This window comes from Leptospira broomii serovar Hurstbridge str. 5399, assembly GCF_000243715.2.
GTDB classification, from domain to species: Bacteria; Spirochaetota; Leptospiria; order Leptospirales; family Leptospiraceae; genus Leptospira_B; species Leptospira_B broomii.
In genome coordinates, this window is sequence record NZ_AHMO02000008.1 from 517,292 (window position 1) to 534,997 (window position 17,706).

20 protein-coding genes are annotated in these 17,706 nt (G+C 44.3%); 13 read left to right on the forward strand and 7 right to left on the reverse strand.

All coding sequences use genetic code 11. The features are described from left to right. Positions 1 to 141: 141 nt before the first annotated feature. From LEP1GSC050_RS07740 to LEP1GSC050_RS07755, 4 genes are all read left to right on the forward strand, one after another. Positions 142 to 1,329, forward strand: coding sequence for an NAD(P)/FAD-dependent oxidoreductase (locus LEP1GSC050_RS07740; protein WP_010570667.1), 1,188 nt, complete (start codon positions 142 to 144; stop codon positions 1,327 to 1,329). Further along, positions 1,330 to 2,319, forward strand: coding sequence for a sigma-70 family RNA polymerase sigma factor (locus LEP1GSC050_RS07745; protein ID WP_010570668.1), 990 nt, complete (start codon positions 1,330 to 1,332; stop codon positions 2,317 to 2,319). Positions 2,320 to 2,453: 134 nt separating this feature from the next. Then, positions 2,454 to 3,374, forward strand: a complete 921-nt coding sequence (locus LEP1GSC050_RS07750) for an alpha/beta fold hydrolase (protein ID WP_010570669.1) — start codon at positions 2,454 to 2,456, stop codon at positions 3,372 to 3,374. Positions 3,375 to 3,439: 65 nt separating this feature from the next. Continuing rightward, on the forward strand, positions 3,440 to 4,060 hold the full coding sequence (locus LEP1GSC050_RS07755; RefSeq protein WP_010570670.1) for a Crp/Fnr family transcriptional regulator: 621 nt from the start codon (positions 3,440 to 3,442) through the stop codon (positions 4,058 to 4,060). Between the two features lie 63 nt (positions 4,061 to 4,123). Here LEP1GSC050_RS07755 and LEP1GSC050_RS07760 read toward each other — a convergent pair whose 3' ends face one another. The 3 genes from LEP1GSC050_RS07760 to LEP1GSC050_RS21115 form a co-directional block, all read right to left on the reverse strand. Next, on the reverse strand, positions 4,124 to 5,287 hold the full coding sequence (locus tag LEP1GSC050_RS07760) for an acyl-CoA dehydrogenase family protein (protein ID WP_010414100.1): 1,164 nt from the start codon (positions 5,285 to 5,287) through the stop codon (positions 4,124 to 4,126). A gap of 268 nt (positions 5,288 to 5,555) precedes the next feature. Beyond that, positions 5,556 to 6,329 carry an LIC_13076 family protein gene (locus LEP1GSC050_RS07765; protein ID WP_010570671.1) on the reverse strand — a complete coding sequence of 258 codons (774 nt, stop codon included), beginning with the start codon at positions 6,327 to 6,329 and terminating at the stop codon, positions 5,556 to 5,558. A gap of 226 nt (positions 6,330 to 6,555) precedes the next feature. Next, positions 6,556 to 7,074, reverse strand: a complete 519-nt coding sequence (locus tag LEP1GSC050_RS21115) for a hypothetical protein (RefSeq protein ID WP_010570672.1) — start codon at positions 7,072 to 7,074, stop codon at positions 6,556 to 6,558. 52 nt (positions 7,075 to 7,126) lie between these two features. Here LEP1GSC050_RS21115 and LEP1GSC050_RS07770 point away from each other — a divergent pair, with 52 nt between their 5' ends. Continuing rightward, positions 7,127 to 7,834, forward strand: coding sequence for a hypothetical protein (locus tag LEP1GSC050_RS07770; protein ID WP_010570673.1), 708 nt, complete (start codon positions 7,127 to 7,129; stop codon positions 7,832 to 7,834). A gap of 89 nt (positions 7,835 to 7,923) precedes the next feature. On the opposite strand, the gene LEP1GSC050_RS07775 is transcribed toward LEP1GSC050_RS07770, so the two are convergent. The 3 genes from LEP1GSC050_RS07775 to LEP1GSC050_RS07785 all read right to left on the reverse strand — a co-directional run bounded on the left by LEP1GSC050_RS07775 (position 7,924) and on the right by LEP1GSC050_RS07785 (position 10,486). Further along, positions 7,924 to 9,096, reverse strand: a complete 1,173-nt coding sequence (locus LEP1GSC050_RS07775) for a CaiB/BaiF CoA transferase family protein (RefSeq protein ID WP_010570674.1) — start codon at positions 9,094 to 9,096, stop codon at positions 7,924 to 7,926. Between the two features lie 80 nt (positions 9,097 to 9,176). Then, positions 9,177 to 10,058, reverse strand: a complete 882-nt coding sequence (locus tag LEP1GSC050_RS07780; RefSeq protein ID WP_020987590.1) for a polysaccharide deacetylase family protein — start codon at positions 10,056 to 10,058, stop codon at positions 9,177 to 9,179. 50 nt (positions 10,059 to 10,108) lie between these two features. Next, a complete protein-coding gene (locus LEP1GSC050_RS07785; protein ID WP_010414115.1) occupies positions 10,109 to 10,486 on the reverse strand; it encodes an SMR family transporter in 378 nt (125 codons plus the stop codon). Positions 10,487 to 10,636: 150 nt separating this feature from the next. Between LEP1GSC050_RS07785 and LEP1GSC050_RS07790 the strand changes: the two genes are divergently transcribed. Both LEP1GSC050_RS07790 and LEP1GSC050_RS07795 read left to right on the forward strand, forming a co-directional pair. Then, positions 10,637 to 11,482: an alpha/beta fold hydrolase gene (locus LEP1GSC050_RS07790; RefSeq protein ID WP_040911529.1), complete on the forward strand. Its 846-nt coding sequence runs from the start codon at positions 10,637 to 10,639 to the stop codon at positions 11,480 to 11,482. Further along, complete coding sequence (locus tag LEP1GSC050_RS07795; RefSeq protein ID WP_010570677.1) at positions 11,479 to 12,261, forward strand: helix-turn-helix domain-containing protein; 783 nt, start codon at positions 11,479 to 11,481, stop codon at positions 12,259 to 12,261. Before LEP1GSC050_RS07790 ends, LEP1GSC050_RS07795 begins: the two co-directional genes overlap by 4 nt. Positions 12,262 to 12,319: 58 nt before the next feature. Here the strand turns inward: LEP1GSC050_RS07795 and LEP1GSC050_RS07800 are convergent, their stop codons facing one another. Continuing rightward, positions 12,320 to 12,856: an Mpo1 family 2-hydroxy fatty acid dioxygenase gene (locus LEP1GSC050_RS07800; RefSeq protein ID WP_010570678.1), complete on the reverse strand. Its 537-nt coding sequence runs from the start codon at positions 12,854 to 12,856 to the stop codon at positions 12,320 to 12,322. 143 nt (positions 12,857 to 12,999) lie between these two features. Between LEP1GSC050_RS07800 and LEP1GSC050_RS07805 the strand changes: the two genes are divergently transcribed. The 6 genes from LEP1GSC050_RS07805 to LEP1GSC050_RS07830 are packed head-to-tail and all read left to right on the forward strand — an operon-like array spanning position 13,000 to position 17,588. After that, on the forward strand, positions 13,000 to 13,179 hold the full coding sequence (locus tag LEP1GSC050_RS07805; RefSeq protein WP_010570679.1) for a tautomerase family protein: 180 nt from the start codon (positions 13,000 to 13,002) through the stop codon (positions 13,177 to 13,179). A gap of 2 nt (positions 13,180 to 13,181) precedes the next feature. Further along, positions 13,182 to 14,000 carry a YdcF family protein gene (locus LEP1GSC050_RS07810; RefSeq protein WP_010570680.1) on the forward strand — a complete coding sequence of 273 codons (819 nt, stop codon included), beginning with the start codon at positions 13,182 to 13,184 and terminating at the stop codon, positions 13,998 to 14,000. Positions 14,001 to 14,015: 15 nt separating this feature from the next. After that, a complete protein-coding gene (locus LEP1GSC050_RS07815) occupies positions 14,016 to 14,429 on the forward strand; it encodes a cytochrome c maturation protein CcmE domain-containing protein (RefSeq protein ID WP_010570681.1) in 414 nt (137 codons plus the stop codon). A 10-nt stretch (positions 14,430 to 14,439) separates the two neighbouring features. Continuing rightward, positions 14,440 to 16,623 (forward strand): heme lyase CcmF/NrfE family subunit, encoded by a 2,184-nt coding sequence (locus LEP1GSC050_RS07820; RefSeq protein WP_010570682.1) that lies wholly within the window; start codon positions 14,440 to 14,442, stop codon positions 16,621 to 16,623. Continuing rightward, positions 16,620 to 17,171, forward strand: coding sequence for a cytochrome c-type biogenesis protein CcmH (locus LEP1GSC050_RS07825; RefSeq protein WP_020987624.1), 552 nt, complete (start codon positions 16,620 to 16,622; stop codon positions 17,169 to 17,171). Before LEP1GSC050_RS07820 ends, LEP1GSC050_RS07825 begins: the two co-directional genes overlap by 4 nt. Then, positions 17,172 to 17,588 (forward strand): zinc ribbon domain-containing protein, encoded by a 417-nt coding sequence (locus LEP1GSC050_RS07830; protein WP_010570684.1) that lies wholly within the window; start codon positions 17,172 to 17,174, stop codon positions 17,586 to 17,588. It begins immediately after the preceding gene. Positions 17,589 to 17,706: the final 118 nt, after the last annotated feature.

Consider the following 17,706-nt stretch of genomic DNA (forward strand, 5'->3'; position numbering starts at 1 on the left):
AGCTTTCGGAAAATTCGGCGAATGTCAATCTCCTATTTAGAATAATTCTAACATCATTACTTAAAGGGAAAATCTTATTAAGCGACTCCTCTTTGTCACAAAATGAATGAAACGTCGTCCTTCCTTATAAGGAGCTTTATAATGGAAAAGAAAACAGTCGTTATCGTCGGCGGTGGATATGCAGGTATCATAGCGGCAAATCGTTTAGCGAGAAAAAATTCTTCGTTACGAATCATTCTTGCTACTGCAAATGATTTCTTTATAGAAAAAATAAGAAATCATCAAGTAATTGCAGGAACAAAATCCAAGTCCTATCAGATTCGAAATCTTCTTCATAAAAAAGTGGAACTTAAAGTCGGTATCGTAGATCGCATATTGCCCTCGGAAAAGCAAATCCGTTTTCAAGATAAAGAGGAACTCTCTTATGATTTTCTCGGATACACTGTCGGAATGAAGCCTGCACAAATCAAAGGGATGCCCGAGACGATTTTATCGGTCGCAAACTCAAACGATTGTCTAAAAATTAACTCTGCTCTTATGCAATCTTCCCGCCGAAAGATCACGGTCTTAGGAGGAGGATTAACCGGAATCGAAACCGCAACCGAACTGGCGGAACGGTTTCCGAATTCAAAAATTACTCTATTGGATTCGGGAGCGATCGGTAAAAATTTCAATTCGGAAGCGATCGAATACATGCTCCAAGTCTTAAAGCGGCTCGGAGTGACCGTTTTGCAAAACAAACGAGCCTCAAATATTTCGGCGGATTCGATTTTGACCGAAGACGGGGATAAAATTCCCCACGATTATTGCCTACTTTCAGCGGGATTAATCGCTTCCGACCTAGGCAAAAATTCGGGACTCAAGGTAAATTCCGTCGATCAGGTCATAGTCGATAGTACGCTTCAATGCGGAAATTATCCTTCGATATTGGGAGCGGGTGACGGTATCAAAATAATGGAAGAAGAATATTCTCCATTAAGAATGTCTTGTGCGACCGCCTTGCCGATGGGAATCTACTTAGCGGAAAGGATTTCCTATTTGACTGGAAATCCGAGCGAGATCGGTCAAAATCCCTTTTCAATGGGATATGTGATCCGCTGTGTGAGTCTAGGCAGAAGAGCAGGATTGATCCAGACCTTAAATCGGGACGACTCCCCAAGCAAAAAAATTCGGACGGGAAGAATCGGCGCAATAATCAAAGAATTGATTTGCAGATTCACGATTCTATCCTTAAAAGCTGAGAAATACTTCGACTTTTATGCTTGGCCAACGGCAAAGAAAATCGAAACCCTAGACACCGGCAAAATGAAGACGGCTACGGAAAGTTAAATGGATCGACTGGGACAATTTCTCGAAAACAAAAAACTGGTCTTCGGCATCGCATATCGAATGACGGGAAGCGTTGTCGAAGCCGAAGACATAGTCCAGGAAACGTTTCTTCGTTGGGAAAAATCCAGTAAAACGAACGTAAAATCTCCGAAAGCTTTTCTTTCCACCATCGCGACTAGGCTATCTTTAGATAGCCTTCGTAAGTCCAAACGAAAAAGAGAAACATACATAGGCCCGTGGCTGCCGGAGCCTTTATCCCCTACTCCGTTGGATCAAGAAATTCAGATGGATGAGGAAACGTTGGATTTGGCGTTTCTACATATATTAGAAAAACTGAATCCGATAGAGCGCGCAACATTTTTATTGCGGGAATCGTTCGATTTAGATTATTCGATTATCGCCGAGGCCGTAGGCAAAACCCCCGAAAATTGCCGTCAGATTTTCAAGAGAGCTAAGGAAGCCCTAAAGTCGGATCGCAAACGTTTCTCGACCGATCAGGAAACTAGAAGACTGCATTTGAGGAATTTTCTATTAGCTTCTTCCAAAAACGACCCGAATCAACTCATTCCATTCTTAAAGGAAGAAATCGTAATGTGGTCGGACGGAGGTGGAAAAGTCAATGCGGCTCGAATACCGATCATAGGGCGGGCGCGGGTCGCATCCTTCTTAAATCGAGTTCGCAGCAATCGGTTACGTAAAAATCTGCACTTCTATTTCTCTTTCGTAAACGGGGCAGAGACGATAGTCGGCTATGTCAACGGCAAACCGGTCTTTCTACAAAACTTTCTCATTGAATCGGACGGAATATGGCGGATCTATAGCGTGTTGAATCCTGACAAACTGGGCGTCTTTAAGGATAAGGAAAAGCTACTGAAGCAAGGTTCTCTGATTCCGATCGAATCGTTTTTATTGTTTCCGAATTCGCCTAAATCTTTACTTCCTAAATGGATTTCCCCTATCGCTAAATTAGTTCGATGGGCTATTTCCTAACTTTTCTTATTTACCCGATCGGAATTTAATTTCTTACTTCTTCCAAATTATCGTTAACATAGGATAACCGTGTTTATACCTCCGGAGATCGAAAACGTTGGACTATCAGCGGTAAACTGCTTTAGAATAAATGAATGAAACAAAGGTTGATGATTATTTTTATGACAGGATTTACTCTATTTAGCGTTTTTTGCGGAGTGAACGAAACCGTAATGAATGCCAACTCTAATGCTCAAGATTCGAAGGAAGACAAACCGAGCGGCTTTTTCGAATCGAAATACGGTAAAGTGGCCTATTGGATCAAGGGAAAAGGCAGGACGGTCTTTCTTTTGCATTCTGCCGGTCACGACCATAGGGATTTCGATGCAATCGTTCCCGCGCTTACTTCGAAGTATAGGGTAATTTGTTTGGATTGGCCGGGACATGGGATCTCCTCCAACCCGACTCCTCCCTCTTCCGCATCCGCATTATCGATTGCCGAAGTTCTACAAGAAGTTGCGGTTCAGCTGGCCCCCGACGGAGCAGTCTTCCTAGGAAACTCGGTCGGAGGTTTTGCCTCCCTAAAAATGGCCTTGGAAAAACCGAAATTAGTAAAGGGTTTGATTTTGGTGGATACGGGAGGCATGAATGCTCCCGATTTTAAAACGAGAACCTTCACTAATCTAAAAGGCACTCTTTGGTTTACCGGACTTTCCTGGACCGCATTTCCGAAATATTATCTGAAAATTCGGAATGAATACACGAATCAAATCGTGGAAAGAATTCGGGAAAAAGGAACCCAAGAAGGTGCAAAAGAAGTAAACGCTGCAATCTGGCGAAGCTTTCTTGCACCGGGACATGACCTCCGGGAAAAAGTCCGGGAAATAAAACAGCCTACTTTAATCGTTTGGGGAGCCGAGGATCCTGTTTTAGAACCGAGCTTAGGCAAAACCCTGCACGGTGAGATAAAAAATTCCCAAGCCGTTTTCTTAAAAACCGGGCACGTTCCCTTTGCGGAAGATCCGGACGCTTTTTTACGGGCGGCGATTCCGTTCTTGGATTCCATCAAGTATTAATCCGAAACTTTTTGAGATTACAAAATAAGTAGATAGGATGACCTTTAGCAAAGAGTCATCCTATCATGGAAGCTGATAAAATTAATCAGGATACTCCCGAATGGGATCGAATCTTCGAGGCGGTCAATAGGCTTTCCGGAATTTCCAAGACAATTTGGAACGAGGCCGGTCGGCTTTATACTTTAAGAAAGATCGGATACGGCGATTTTTTTATCAAACAGGGAAAGATCCCGACGGAATTTGCCTTCGTATTTTCCGGACAGCTTCGCGAGTATTACGTAACCGACAAAGGCGACGAGTATATTAAGAGTTTCTGTTTTCCCGGAGAATTTACCGGATCCTATTTCGATCTACTGTCCGGCCATCCGTCCACTTGTAATATCCGAGCGATATCCGATTGCGTGTTGGGTGTGGCTAAATTTTCCGATTACACCGAACTCTATGAAAAGAACATAGCCTGGGAAAGATTAGGAAGAAGGACCGCGGAATTACTCTTTATAAAAAAAGCGAGGCGGGAATACGAACTATTGGCCCTTTCCGCCGAGGAAAGATACGAATCTCTAAAAAAGGCTTATCCGGGAATCGAGGAGCTAGTACCTCAATATCATATCGCTTCGTATTTGGGAATCACCCCCGTAAGCCTGAGTCGAATCCGATCCAAACTATCTAAATCACGAAACGAATAAAAAAAACGCCGGAAGATTTTTCCTCCGGCGTTCTTCGTTTCGTAGATTTTATTTTGCTACGAATTATTTTGCGGAAGCAGCCTCGCGAATCACATATGCTGCAATCTCGTTCTTCTGGATCTGAGTGGTTCCTTCGAAGATGCAGAGAATTTTAGCGTCGCGCATAAGCTTTTCAACGGGATATTCTTTCGTGTATCCGTAACCGCCGTAGATTTGGACCGCATCAATTGCAGCCTTCATTGCAGTTTCCGAGCAGTATGCTTTTGCAATCGCCGAATATTTTGGAAGACGAGGGTCCTCCGCATCAGACATACGGGCCGACAGGTAGCAAATTTGGCGAGCGGTTTCGACTCCGATCGACATATCGGCCAACATGTGTTGAACTGCCTGGAAACTAGAAATCTTGGATCCAAATTGTTCGCGTTGGCGCGCATATTTGGATGCGTGATCCAAAGCAGCCTGCGCAACACCTACACCCATTGCAGCGACGTACGGACGTGACGCGTTCAATGTTTGAAGAGCGTAAATAAATCCTAGGTTTTCTTTTCCGATCATATTAGCTTCTTCTACAGCGCAATCTTCGAAGATAATTTGGCGGGTATCCGATGCGCGAATTCCGAGTTTATCTTCTTTCTTACCTACTATCAGACCGGGAGTTTCGCGTTTCACATAAAAACAGGAAACACCGCGGGTTCCGCGACCTTTATCGGTATAAGCGAATACCGTGTAAGCGCCTGCACTACCGCCACCGGTAATCCATTGCTTAGTTCCGTTAATGACCCATTTATCGCCTTTCTTAACGGCAGTTGTGCTCATTCCCGGAACATCCGAACCTGCGCCCGGCTCCGAGAGACAGAAAGATACTCCGTATTCTCCGTCGATGACAGGCTGAAGCCATTTTTTCTTTTGTTCGTGGCTTGCGCCTTTTAGAATCGGAAGTATCCCCAAACCGGTATAACCGAAACAAAGGCTAATACCGAGGCATCCCCGGGAAAGTTCTTCGGTTACAAGGCATTGTTCTACGGATCCGAGTCCCCAGCCGCCGTATTCTTCGGGGATGGTAAGACCGTTCACACCAAGCTCGGTTCTCATTCTGTTGATAAGTTCTTCGGGGTGTTTATTCTCTTCGTCCCAGTGGATCGCTACTTCGTGGGTAATCTCTTTTTTTACGAAATTGCGGATCGTATCTCTAATTTCGATCTGTTGCTCAGTCAGTTCCTGGTACATTCGGTTCCCTTCTTAAGAGAGTTTCTATTCCTAATTTTTGAGGATAGGCGATTAGATCAACTAAAACCTTTGTGAACAACCGCTCAAATCGTCTAGAATGGGACAGAATTCGACTAAAACGCAAATTTTTATCGTATAGGGGCCTAGGATTCAATGATTTTATACAGAACGTTCGTTCTGTTCCATCATTTACCTTCTACAAATCTATCGATGGGAAAGTATAGACTCAAGCTGGATCCGACCCATCGACGTATCGGTAATATTCGATTTACTCGACTTCCTCGAACATGATCTTGAAAATATCCGACTTGGGGAGGGCCTTTTTTTCCAGTATGGTAACCGGAACGCGTAACTCTAATTTTTTGAGTCTAGATTTTGAATAGCTCTGACGAGAATTATCTTTCAACTCCATGACTATTTCCAAATCGTTCTGCGTAACCGCTCTACCCTCCACGATAGAACCGTCTTTAAAATGAGCCTTATCGATAACGGTTCCCGAAGGATCCGGTGCGGAAATCTCCAAGAAAATAGTTTCCGAGTCAAAACCGATCACCTTTGCGAGAAATGTCTCTCCATTTCTCGGCTGAATCGTGACCTTACCGGTCATAGCCATTCGGTGTATCTTTTGATCTATGCTTTCCTCTCGATCATTCCAATGGTTCGCAAATAAATTCTCTTCGCAAAATTCCACGATGATCGTTCGTTTCGTAAGGGAGGTCAACCAGCCTAACAGAACCGTTACGGTATAATCATGCCAACGTGCAGCTTCAGTTACCCGGATCGTCTGGCCAAGAGGAGGCTCCGGAATTGGCGAGTTTAATGCCGGAATTAAGCCGAAGAATATCGGAGACTGCCATGCGGGGACCAAGCCTCCAAGGAACGCCCAGCGCGATTTAGTCGAATGGACCTTGCATTGAGAGGAAGTCTCCGCCGCCAATACGATCCGTTTTTCAGGATTAGAACTAATTCGCTTTTCTACGGTGCAAGAAGTTAGCCAAATCATCGCGGCGAAAAAAATAATCCAAGTCGATCCAATTCGCATAATATAGAATCACTTCTCTTAAATTTTGGTTTCGGGAAATTCAATATCGAAGTTTCCCTGTACGGTAAAAGGCTATCCACCATGCTTCGATTCACAAGCAAAAACTTTCTGATAAGCGAAGAGCCGCCAAACTATGAATTGATTCCTGTCCTTCGAAAGTAGTAGGAAGCGAATCCTCCTTAAATAATCTTTTAGTTTTCAAAAACTTAGTGCCTTTAATTTCTTGCTATTTTACTGATTTCTTTGCTAAATGTAATGAGCTTAAGCGAAACGCCAAATTGCAAGCGGCCCGGTCATTTAAAGTTCCCGATCTTCCATTGAATGACAACTTGATGGCGCTAGGCGGAACAGGAAGGCTGACGATGAACGAACAATCGAAAACCTTTTTGCCAGATTTTGGATCCCTGCAAAGAACGGTTAAAGTTCGGTTAGCCTCGATAAGTTTTCTAATTTTCATTTGCTTCTTTCTATTCGAAGCTTGCTTCACGAATCCAATCTTCAGGCCGTTGGTTTTTCCGACGGAAAACTCGAACAATTCCAATGCCTTAGGATTCTTTTTGAGCGCTTTACTTGGCGCCGGAGCCGGAGCAAGCCAACCTACGGCCATTCCGAGTTCCCCTGTCTTGGATACAATTCCGCCCGTTCCGGGCGGATCAGGAATCATAACCGCAACTCCTTCCGGTGTATATTCTCCGTCCACTAAAGCCCAGGTGAATCTTTCGTGGACAATCGGCACCGACAACATTACTCTTCCCGCAAATCTAACTTACCAAGCGTATTATTCTACGAGCAATAATATGACTACTTTATCTACGACGCTTATCAACGGAACCCCGTTCGGTTCCGCTCAAGCGAACATTTCCAATAGTAACGTAAACCAACTATTTGCGAATACGACTTATTACTTTAACGTGATCGTCGCCGACCAAGCCGGAAACCAAAGCGTTTATGTATCCCAATCCGCCATAACGATGTCAGCCGCATATCTGTTCGATTCGACTTCCAGTAGCGACGGTAACGTAATCTCTCGCGCAAATATGAACGGTCTTTGTAATGCTCGTTTTGCCTCTATGAGTGCAAGCACCTATCCCTGGAAAAATAATTGCTCTACCGTTGTCGCCTTCATTTCGCTTAGCGGCGTGGATACTATCGCGAATCTATTGACTTCAGTTCCTGGGTCGGCAATCATTTTAGGAAGTCAGGGAACGATACTAGCTTCCAATAGTGTCACACTGATGAGCGGGACTATCCAAAATACCATCCGTAACGCGATTCCCGAATATAGTAGCGGCGCCGGTTGGTGGAGCTTTTCTACGGTTTCCGGCGGTTATGCTGCTGTGGACAGTTGCTCAAACGGTACTTCTAATTCCGCCGCAGTTTCGGGGAGAATCGGATTTCCAGATGCAACTTTTTCGATATGGCTGGATGATGCCATCAATGGGGAAGGTGCTCCGAGCGGAGCAGGCTGCGATATTACGAGGGCGATTTTCTGTCTTTGTTATTGATGCGTAACGGGGAATTCCGATCGTATCCGATTTCTATTCGACTCGATCGCTGGCTATCCGTAAGATCGGAAACTTTCCGATTTCTTAAATTAGATGACTTTATCTTTCTTTAACTCTTCGATATCTGCATCGGAGTAACCCAATTCTTTCAGAATTTCAACGTTATGCTGACCGTGCTCAGGCGGCTCGGAGCGATAAGTCACTTTGCTCTCCGAAAAAGGAAATGGAGAACCGAACTGAACATACTTTCCGTACAGCGGATGTTTACGCTCCAGAATCATTCCTTTTTCAATAAGCACTGGATCCTTTGCGACTTCATCTAACGTTTTAACCGGAGTAAGACAAGAATCCGGGTTCTCGAAAATCGGTTGCAAATCTTGTAATGTATTCGAAGCAAAATATTCGGTTAATATTTTTTTCCAGTCCCCGAAATGCGCTTCGTCTGCCGGAATTTTCTCCAGGTGTTTATCCAGACCAGATTGTCGAAGAAACGTCTTAAAAAACATGTCTTCCAAGGCGCCGAGAGCGACCCATCTCCCTTCCTTCGTCTTATACGTATTATAATTCGGGAGCTTACCGGAAAGAAGTTCGTTTCCTCCTTCCGGATCCTCACCGGTTGCGGAATAAATCCCGCCGTAAAGCGAGATAAATTGTAAGGAAGCTTCCATCATGGAGACGGCGATTTTTTGACCTCGACCCGTTTTCTCTCTGTAATACAAAGCGGCCAGAATCGAAGAGAGCGCTGTAAGAGTTCCACCTCCTATATCGGCCAATTGAAAACCGGGAGCCTGGGGGACCTTTCCCGTCTGAGATAATACGCCGGATAGGGAGAGATAATTTAGGTCATGGCCTGCAAAATCCCGGTAGGCTCCAGAATCACCATAACCGTAAATCCCGCAGTAAATCAACCGAGGAAATCGATCCTTTAAATCCTCGTATCCAAGTCCCATCTTTGCCAAACCGTCGGGGCGAAATCCTTCGAGTAGAATATCAGCGCCTTCCAATAATTTGAATAGAATTTCCTTCGATTTCTCCCGCTTCAAGTTGAGAGTGATCGCTTTCTTATTTCGATTCAACATCAAGTATAAGGAAGGCGCCCCGTTTGATTTCTTAAACATAACTCGGGTGGCATCCATCGCGCGAGGGTTTTCTATTTTGATGATATCGGCGCCCATATCTCCCAAATACATGGAGCAGAGAGGGCCTGGAAGAAGCAAACTGAGATCGACGACTTTAACGCCTGAAAGCGGACCTTTGTTCATTTTTAGCGGTCTCCGTGATTTGACTGAGGCATTGTTTAGAATAAACTTCGAGAGTGGAAAGTAATTTTCGAAAGCGAAATCTATTCCGAATCCTGTTCGGAAGCCAATAATTCCGCGCTAGTCATATTCCATCTCCATCGAACATAGTCTTCTATCGTTCCGAATCCGTATCCTTCCGATTTTAATTTTCGAATTACCGAGGTTAAAATTTCCTTGGATGTCGGATGCGTATCGTGAAATAAAACGATGATTCCTTTACCGTCCGCACCTCGAACCAATCGAAAGTAAATACGATTCATTTTCGCTTTGAATTTCTCGTCATCCAGATTAATGCGCGGTCCTTTTTCGTACCATTCCCCTCTAACCCATTCCTTGGAATCGGAGGAATCAAAATGCTTGGACCACATAACGACGATCCCCTTTTTTTTGAGAACGGATCCGACTCTTTTCTTTGCCTGGTCGGAAACGGGGCGATTGAAAGGTGAGCCGAAAGGCGGTCGTAAAAGCGTCATCTTTGCGGACTCGGTTCCAAGTTCGCGATCATACATGCGCTGATTATCGTCGAATTGCTTTGCGATTTTTTCATCGGAAAGAGAAAGCAAATTGCGATGATCGATCGTATGATTTCCCACGGAATGTCCTTCTTTCCTCGTGCGGATCAGAACATCTTTATGCTTCCTGAATCCGTTTTTGATTCTGGTTTCCTTTGGGGCCCAATCGCCGCAAATAAAAAAGGAAGCCTTAATTTTTTCCTCTTGTAGAACGTCCAAAATTTCCTCCGTCCAATCCGAGGGTCCGTCGTCGAAGGTTAAGTAGGCGATTTTATCCGGAATCGGATCACCGTCATAAAAGCCGTACGCACCGTACTTTGCGGAACTTCCCGTGGGATCCTTTCGATCAATCGTGTGGAAACAAGAAATACAAAAATAAAAAAGAAAGAGGTAGGAAATTAATTTTGGCATATCGAAATTAATTTCCAATTTATCGGGGAACGTTCTTGCGTAAATATATTTTAGTCGAACATTTCTCCGGCAGTCAACCAAACACCTGCGATAATCAATAAAATTCCGGTCCATTGAGACCAATTTAATCTTTCCTTAAATAAGAAAAAAGAAGCCAGCAAAACTACGATGAATCCAGCCGATGTGAACACCGGATAAGCCAGCGAGAGTTTTAGTCCTTTCCCAAGAACCCAACGATATCCGAGAAGAGCTATTCCAAAAGAGGCTATTCCTGTAAAAAATACCGGGTGCAAAAAACTTTTAATCAGGCCTTCGATTCCGGGGACCGCATCGGTTTTATCTCCCAAGGAACTCGCTTTAATGAGTATATTGGCTAAAGCATTAAAAAATAAAGCCACAACGAAGACGATTACGACCGTTGCTTTCATTCTGCCTGTCTCCCAAGTTCAATTTTTCTTTCCCTAGAATGCCCTAAGAAGAAGGTTGAAGAATCTTCCATAGACGCGAGAGGGGGATCGGTTCCGACTTTCAGCGTCCATCCAAAGGAAAGTATGAGAAAGATCAAGGGCAAATCGCGAATAGATAGAAAATCCTTTCGATTTAGAGGACTCTCTCTCTCTTATCTGGATGCCGGAACCAAAAAGGCTCCTCCCATAGTGATCGCGCATGCGAACGGTTATAGTGCCGGTTGCTATTCTTACTATATCGAAAAGCTCTCGAAAAAATTCCGGGTTCTTGCTCTCGATTTTTGCGGCCATGGCGAATCGGAACCCAGCCTCGATTGGAAGAATTGGTTTTTTTTCCGAGACCAAATTCTCGCTTTAATCGAGACGGAAAATCTAGAAAATTGCGTAGGAATCGGTCATTCGTTAGGCGGCGCGAGTCTTCTTCTTTCTTCCTACCATAGTCCTTCCCGCTTTCGGAAAATTATAGCAATGGATCCGGTAATCTTAAACCTTCCGTTCATTCTATATGCTTGGATTCTCGGCAATCCGCTGTCGAAAGGCGCCTTAGCAAGAAGAAGGGAATTTGCGAGCATCGATTTGATTCGAAAAGCCTACAGAAGGACTCCTGCATTTTCAAAATGGGATTCGGAAATTTTCGAGGATTATCTCAGGAGCTGCTTTCGTCAGGAAAACGGAAAAGTATATCTAAGATGTCCTCCGGAAGTCGAGGCGAAAATATTCAACTCTGTTAATTTCCTAAGTCTTTATCAATACGGAAAAATTAAAATTCCGACTCATATCACTATTCCCGAAAAATACGAAGTTTGTACGCCGAAAGCTGCGGAAAGAATCGTTAACGGACATCCCGAATCCTCTCTCGAGATTTGGAAGGACACGACTCACTTTTTTCCTTTCGAAGAACCGGAACGGACCTGGGATAGAATTCAAAGAATTCTTAATATGGAAACGCCTCGATGACGGATGCCAAAACGGGAGCTCTTTTCTACTTTGAAGGGAGAATTTTATTTGCGAATCGCGGCTTAGTCGCGGAAGCGCACTCACATTACGCCGTTTCTATTTTGATTTCGATTTCCTTACCTTTTTTCATCCAGACGGAAAGCGGTGAAAGGAAATCGTATCAAGCAGTCGTACTAGCTCCGAATTTTCACCATACTCTTCTTGCACAGGAATCCGATATCGTCGTAGTTCAATTGGATCCTCATAGCACCGATTATGCGCCGATCGCAGCCCGTTTCGGAAAATCAGGTATTCATGAAATACTCCATTCCGATCTTAACCATCTCACAGATGATTGTCGAAAATTATTAGAGGGAAAACTGGATTGTTCTCGGGCTAAATCCTTGTTCGAAGATATTCTTTCCGCAGTAGGAGCGGAAAAACCGATGAAAGTCTCTTTGGATCCGAGAATACTCTCCGCGACTAAAAGGATGAAGGCTTCCCTTCCCGGTTCCGTATCTGTTCCGGAGCTCGCTAAGGAATCCGGCTTTTCCGAAACGAGATTTATGCACTTATTCAAAGAGCAACTCGGACTACCCGTTAGGCAATATCAGCTTTGGCTCCGTCTTCAAGAGGCGGCCTATTTATTAAAGGAAGGAGGAAATTTAACCGAGGCGGCACATGCCGCAGGGTTTGCCGATCAGGCTCATCTAAGCAGAACCTTCAAAAAAATGTTCGGAGTGCAGCCCTCCCGGTTCTTAGGATCCAACAGTTCGGTTAAAGTTACGTTCTGCGTTTAAACGAAAACCCGGAAGCAATGCGACGACTTCCGGATTCGCTCTTCGAAAGGTGAGAGATTTAATGCGCTGTGCGGAAATCCTTAAGCTTTCCTTGAGCTGCCAACTCTTTGCGGACCGCTTCCTGAACATCTTTACGAAAACCTAATTCAAAAAAGACGTCTGCCACAACGAATATCGGAGCGGAAACTACCGTCTGAAATAGGTTATCGAAGAGGGCCGGACGACTCTTTTCGAAAATAAAGTGCCCGTAAAACTGTGCTCCCCAACCGACTAATTGAGCTACTGCGAATACGGTCCAAGCAGTCGAAGATTCCAAAGATGCGGTCAAATATTGTGCGATCGCGAGTAACGACCCGAATACGACTGCCGAAGCTAGTGCGAAAATAAAATCCAGGCTGAAATAATAAGCCAGTACGACAGCGGCAAATACGGTTGCGGCAGTGATATCGAAACCCCAGATCGAAAGTAGCGAAAACCTACATAATACTAGAAACAACGTAAATGTAATCGTGGGAACGCCCAAAACGTGTATCAGAATATTCCTCTTTTCCTGGTGATAGGCCGAATAAAAGACCATTTCTTTTGCAAATCTCATAACAAGACTCCTTACGAAGATAATCGAAGTATAGCTGGATCGAACGGATACGACTTGAACGAATCTGCCGTTTTAATAAAAAAATCCATTGCAGAATACTTGTTCGAAATAAAAATTCAAAATACAATCAGAAGGTTTCGATTATGCCCTATGTGAACGTAAAAGTCGCCGGTCCTTTAACAAAGGAGCAAAAACAAACGATCGTAAAGGAATTTACGGAAACGTTAAGGAAGGTCGCCTCTAAACCACCGGAATCGACTTATATAGTTATCGACGAGGTCTCTCGGGAAAACTGGGCCGCAGGCGGCAAGCTACTCGAGTAGAAATGGATACCCTTTTTTTCATTCTCTCAAAGCTTGCCGGAATTTTTCTTTTTCCCTTACCCGTTTGTCTGTTCTTGGCATTTATCGCCGGCTTACGCTTACCCAAGAAAAAGCAAAAACTTTCGGTTTGTCTTCCCTTAATCGTTTTATGGATCTGTTCCACCGATTCTTTCTCCCAATGGTTAGTAACAGGTTTGGAAGAAAAGCATCCACCTGTCGCAATCAAGACTCTTCCGACGACTGATGCGATCGTTGTACTCGGAGGAGCGATCGATAATTTAGCGCTTTATGGAGATCGACCTCAATTGAGTTCCGCAGCGGAAAGAATGACCGATGCGGTTATTCTTTATCGAGAACATAAGGCGCCTAGGATCGTTTTTACGGGAGGGTCGGGAAATCTAATGTTTCAAGCTCGAAAGGAATCCGAGGCTGCTGAAATTTTCCTAACCTCTCTAGGCGTCCCTAAATCCGCGTTAGTGCTTGAAAGTGAAAGTCGTAACACCAAAGAAAATGCGGAGTTTACAGCGGAGATTTTTCGGAAAAGAGGGTGGAAATCGATGATATTAATCACCTCGGCATTTCATATGGAAAGATCTCTTCGCGTTTTTGGAAAAACCGGCCTAAAAGTGATTCCCTGGCCGACTGATTATTATTCGCAAGTAAAAGTTCTGACCCTCGATTCTTTCGTTCCTTCGGCTCATATTTTATCTCTTACTAGCACGGTCTGGAAAGAGAGAATCGGACTGCTCGTTTACGACGCGAGAGAAAGTATTTCCACTTTTCTTCCCCTCCGGCTTGTGTTTCCTTGGTCTAAGGACTAGACTTAGTTTGAACAAATGAACGTAAAATTTGTAATCCTCGCAGGAACCATCGCTCTTTCATTGGGAGCCATCGCATTTTTTTCCTCTAAGGAGACTTCTTACATTCTCCTAGATGCCAACGAACTTGCCGCTCACCCATCCAATTATGATTCCGACGAACTACTAAGGGTTCGCGGATTCGTCAAACCGGGCACGGTGATTCGCGAGGGAAAAACCGCCAAGTTCGTACTTCAGTTAAACGATAAGGAAGTTCCGGTTTTCTTTACGGGTGCGACCCTTTTGCCCGACGCTTTTAAAGAAGGTACCCGCGCACGAGTGGACGGAGTTTGGAAAAATGGAGTATTAGTGGCCGATAGAGTGGAAGCAAAATGCGCCTCTAAATACGAAGCGGGATATTCTGATAAAGAAGCTTCCGCAGAAGAATACTAAGCGGGAAATCATGAACGACTTCGGAGCGCTTTGCCTCATTACTTCCTTTTCCCTCCTGATTTTTTCCATCATTCAAACTTCCTATGGAATTTTTAGAAACGATTCGCAAGGAATCGAATTAGGTCGATATACGTTAATGGCGAATTTTGGAGTCGTTCTACTCGCCTTCCTTGTGTTAGTCGTCCAGCTTATGCGAACCGACCTTAATAATTACTACGTCGTAATGCATTCGAGCGAACATTTACCGCTCTTCTACAAGATAACCTCCGTTTGGTCGGGCTCGTCCGGATCTCTATTGTTCTGGAATCTTCTACTTTCCTTTTTCACTTTTATCGTACTATGGCAAACAAGACATCTTGTCAATGACCGAGTCCCGGTAATGAATTTAAGCCTAAGCGTAATTGCCTGCTTTTTCTCTTTTCTTGCGATCTTCTTTCCCGACGCACAACCGTTCCGAGAATTTCAACCTGCCGCAGTCGCAGGCAGAGGTCTTAACCCTCTGTTGCAACATTGGGCAATGATCATACATCCTCCGATTTTATACGTAGGTTACGTAAGTTTCGCGATTCCATTTTCGATTGCGACTTCGGCGCTAATCACCGGTAAGCTTTCGGAAAATTGGTTTCGCTTCGTCCGTCGTTGGAGTATTTTTTCCTGGTTTTTTCTAGGTACCGGAATCCTCCTCGGATCAAAATGGGCCTACGAAGAGTTGGGATGGGGCGGATATTGGGCTTGGGATCCGGTGGAGAATGCGAGCCTGATGCCCTGGTTACTCTCAACGGCCTTCCTGCATTCCATGATTATCCAGGAACGTAGAGGAATGTTGAAATTTTGGAATATGTTTCTGATTATTCTAGCGTTTCACTTTTGCCTACTCGGGACATGGATCACTCGAAGCGGAGTATTGGAAGGACCTCACTCATTTTCAAAATCCACGATAGGAACGCCTTTCATCATATATATCGGATTAAGCTTTTTGGTATATATGGGATTCTTAATATATAGAAGAAACAAACTTGTCCCGGAACGGAATCTAGAGGCGATGACTTCCAAAGAAGGAAGTTTTCTACTTAATAATTTTCTGTTAGTTATCGCAACGTTGTCAATCCTATTGGGTGTTTTTTCTCCCCTTCTATACGGGAGAGAGTTCAAAGCTCCTTGGTTCAATTCATGGGGAGTTCCTTCGGGAATTTTATTACTCTTATTAATGGGCTCCGCCCCTCTCCTAGCCTGGCGTAAAGGAGCGGACAAAATATTTTTTACGACTCTATTTAAGCCTCTGATTGCAGGCATACTCGGGGCCGGGGCATATATATTCTATTATTCCCGCAATTATTCGATCAGCGATTATAGCCTGGGAGACGTGTTAGGAGAAATATACAGCGTTCTTACGATAGGATTGGGCGTATTTACCATCGCGGGCATCGCTCAAGAATATCATAAAGGGATAATGGCCCGCAAGGCTTCTTATCCCAATGAAGGATATTTGACGGCCGGCGTAAGGATGCTTTTGAAGAATAAAAGACGCTATGGAGGATATTTAGTCCATCTTTCGATGGTCATCCTATTCATAGGTCTTGCCGGGAACGCATTTAAACAGAATACGTCCGTTAAATTCTTTTATTTTCTTGAGCTCCCCCGCGCTAACGAAATCGTTTACTCCAGCCAAGATACCGCCGTGCTGGGCGATTATATCATAGCTGCAAGCAGCCTTAAAATCAAACCGATCATCAACGGAGATCCTTCGGAAGGAATCAGCCATAGAAACGTCATCGTATCCCACGAGGCCACGTTCGAAGTAAAACGACAACTCAAAGAATTCGCCACAATGGTAACCGAAAGGCGGTTCTATCCTCAGATCTCGCATTTGAGCGGAGATTTCGAAACTCATATTCCTACCAGCGAACCTTCGATCGCTTCGACTCCTAAAGAAGATCTTTATATACAATTGGGCGCGATCGAGCACGCCGATCTTTCCGACGAAAACCCGGATTTACCAAGGTTGTTTATGAATTTCTTCTTTACTAGAGATTCGAATATCAAGTCGGAACAGTATCTTAGATTTCCCCGACAAATCGTTGCAAACCTTGAAGTTTGGATCAATCCTATGGTAAAGTTCATTTGGGCCGGTTCTTTAATGTTCTTTCTCTCGGGACTTTTGATACTCTTACCGATCGGAGAAAATCGGCCATGAGATTCGCTTCGATCCCGATCTTTTTTTTACTCAGTGGAGTCCTGTTTGCGGAATCCACTTTTACGAATCTGACAAGCCCGGAGGAAATTCGGACGTTTCACGACGTGACGAATCGGATTAGATGCATTTGCATTCCTTCCATCGCTATAAAAAGTTGTTCGTTTAATAATTGCACGGTCTCGGCAAAACTGAAGGTCTTTATCGAAAATCGGATCCGTATCGGTGAAAGCGCCGATACGATCGTAGACAAAATGGTAAAAGGGTTCGGCCCCGAAGCGGTGAAAGACCCGATCATTGCCAAGTTCATCGAAACCGGAAACACCGGGATGGCACAAAGCGTCGTTTACGGATTCGGACCGGATATTTTAGCAAAACCGGATTCGACTTGGATAGATGTCAGCATAGCCATGGTGGGAGCATTAGGCATTCTTTTGATTATTCTTTATTTAAAAAAAAGAATGGCGCCGAAAGCACTCTCCGCTACGGGCGCAAACGAAGATGCAGCGTTTCGTAAATATCTTTCCGAAATCGAGGAGAAGCAAAAGTAAATGGATTATCTATTAATCTTCTTTTATATACTTCTATCGGCCTTGGTTTTAGCTCCGTTTTTATACGTACGACTAGCGAAGCCCGGCGAAGATCTCGAGTTGGAAACACCAAGGCTGGAGTTAGTCAATAGGCGAGAAGTCTTATTAGAAAACTTAAGGGATTTGAAAATCGAGTTCGATACCGGCAAGTTGACCGATCCCGAATTCAGATCCATTTCCTCCGGGATAGTGCACGAACTCGAAGAGCAGGATCGGGAAATCAAGGCCTGGAGCGCGCGAAAAAACGTCGATATCGATCGGCAACCCGTCTCTTCAAACCAGGTTCCTACGCAGAAGTACTGTCACCAATGCGGTTTTAAAATCGAATTGGTCGGCGCGAAATTTTGTCCTGAATGCGGCACGCGTCTCATGGCATGAGATCCGTAACTTTTCTGACCGTTTTCAAAAAGGAATTCGATCGTGGGGAAGAAAACTATATCGATTTTTCCGCGTCGTAAAATTTACGAATTCGCGATAAACCGAATTTGTGAAGGAT

What these genes read in the sequence shown, in the direction of transcription:
- LEP1GSC050_RS07740 (WP_010570667.1), top strand. Translation starts at nt 142, where the DNA reads ATGGAAAAGAAAACAGTCGTTATCGTCGGCGGTGGATATGCAGGTATC.
- LEP1GSC050_RS07745 (WP_010570668.1), top strand. Translation starts at nt 1,330, where the DNA reads ATGGATCGACTGGGACAATTTCTCGAAAACAAAAAACTGGTCTTCGGC.
- LEP1GSC050_RS07750 (WP_010570669.1), top strand. Translation starts at nt 2,454, where the DNA reads ATGAAACAAAGGTTGATGATTATTTTTATGACAGGATTTACTCTATTT.
- LEP1GSC050_RS07755 (WP_010570670.1), top strand. Translation starts at nt 3,440, where the DNA reads ATGGAAGCTGATAAAATTAATCAGGATACTCCCGAATGGGATCGAATC.
- LEP1GSC050_RS07760 (WP_010414100.1), bottom strand. Translation starts at nt 5,287, where the DNA reads ATGTACCAGGAACTGACTGAGCAACAGATCGAAATTAGAGATACGATC.
- LEP1GSC050_RS07765 (WP_010570671.1), bottom strand. Translation starts at nt 6,329, where the DNA reads ATGCGAATTGGATCGACTTGGATTATTTTTTTCGCCGCGATGATTTGG.
- LEP1GSC050_RS21115 (WP_010570672.1), bottom strand. Translation starts at nt 7,074, where the DNA reads ATGTTGTCGGTGCCGATTGTCCACGAAAGATTCACCTGGGCTTTAGTG.
- LEP1GSC050_RS07770 (WP_010570673.1), top strand. Translation starts at nt 7,127, where the DNA reads ATGACTACTTTATCTACGACGCTTATCAACGGAACCCCGTTCGGTTCC.
- LEP1GSC050_RS07775 (WP_010570674.1), bottom strand. Translation starts at nt 9,096, where the DNA reads ATGAACAAAGGTCCGCTTTCAGGCGTTAAAGTCGTCGATCTCAGTTTG.
- LEP1GSC050_RS07780 (WP_020987590.1), bottom strand. Translation starts at nt 10,058, where the DNA reads ATGCCAAAATTAATTTCCTACCTCTTTCTTTTTTATTTTTGTATTTCT.
- LEP1GSC050_RS07785 (WP_010414115.1), bottom strand. Translation starts at nt 10,486, where the DNA reads ATGAAAGCAACGGTCGTAATCGTCTTCGTTGTGGCTTTATTTTTTAAT.
- LEP1GSC050_RS07795 (WP_010570677.1), top strand. Translation starts at nt 11,479, where the DNA reads ATGACGGATGCCAAAACGGGAGCTCTTTTCTACTTTGAAGGGAGAATT.
- LEP1GSC050_RS07800 (WP_010570678.1), bottom strand. Translation starts at nt 12,856, where the DNA reads ATGAGATTTGCAAAAGAAATGGTCTTTTATTCGGCCTATCACCAGGAA.
- LEP1GSC050_RS07805 (WP_010570679.1), top strand. Translation starts at nt 13,000, where the DNA reads ATGCCCTATGTGAACGTAAAAGTCGCCGGTCCTTTAACAAAGGAGCAA.
- LEP1GSC050_RS07810 (WP_010570680.1), top strand. Translation starts at nt 13,182, where the DNA reads ATGGATACCCTTTTTTTCATTCTCTCAAAGCTTGCCGGAATTTTTCTT.
- LEP1GSC050_RS07815 (WP_010570681.1), top strand. Translation starts at nt 14,016, where the DNA reads ATGAACGTAAAATTTGTAATCCTCGCAGGAACCATCGCTCTTTCATTG.
- LEP1GSC050_RS07820 (WP_010570682.1), top strand. Translation starts at nt 14,440, where the DNA reads ATGAACGACTTCGGAGCGCTTTGCCTCATTACTTCCTTTTCCCTCCTG.
- LEP1GSC050_RS07825 (WP_020987624.1), top strand. Translation starts at nt 16,620, where the DNA reads ATGAGATTCGCTTCGATCCCGATCTTTTTTTTACTCAGTGGAGTCCTG.
- LEP1GSC050_RS07830 (WP_010570684.1), top strand. Translation starts at nt 17,172, where the DNA reads ATGGATTATCTATTAATCTTCTTTTATATACTTCTATCGGCCTTGGTT.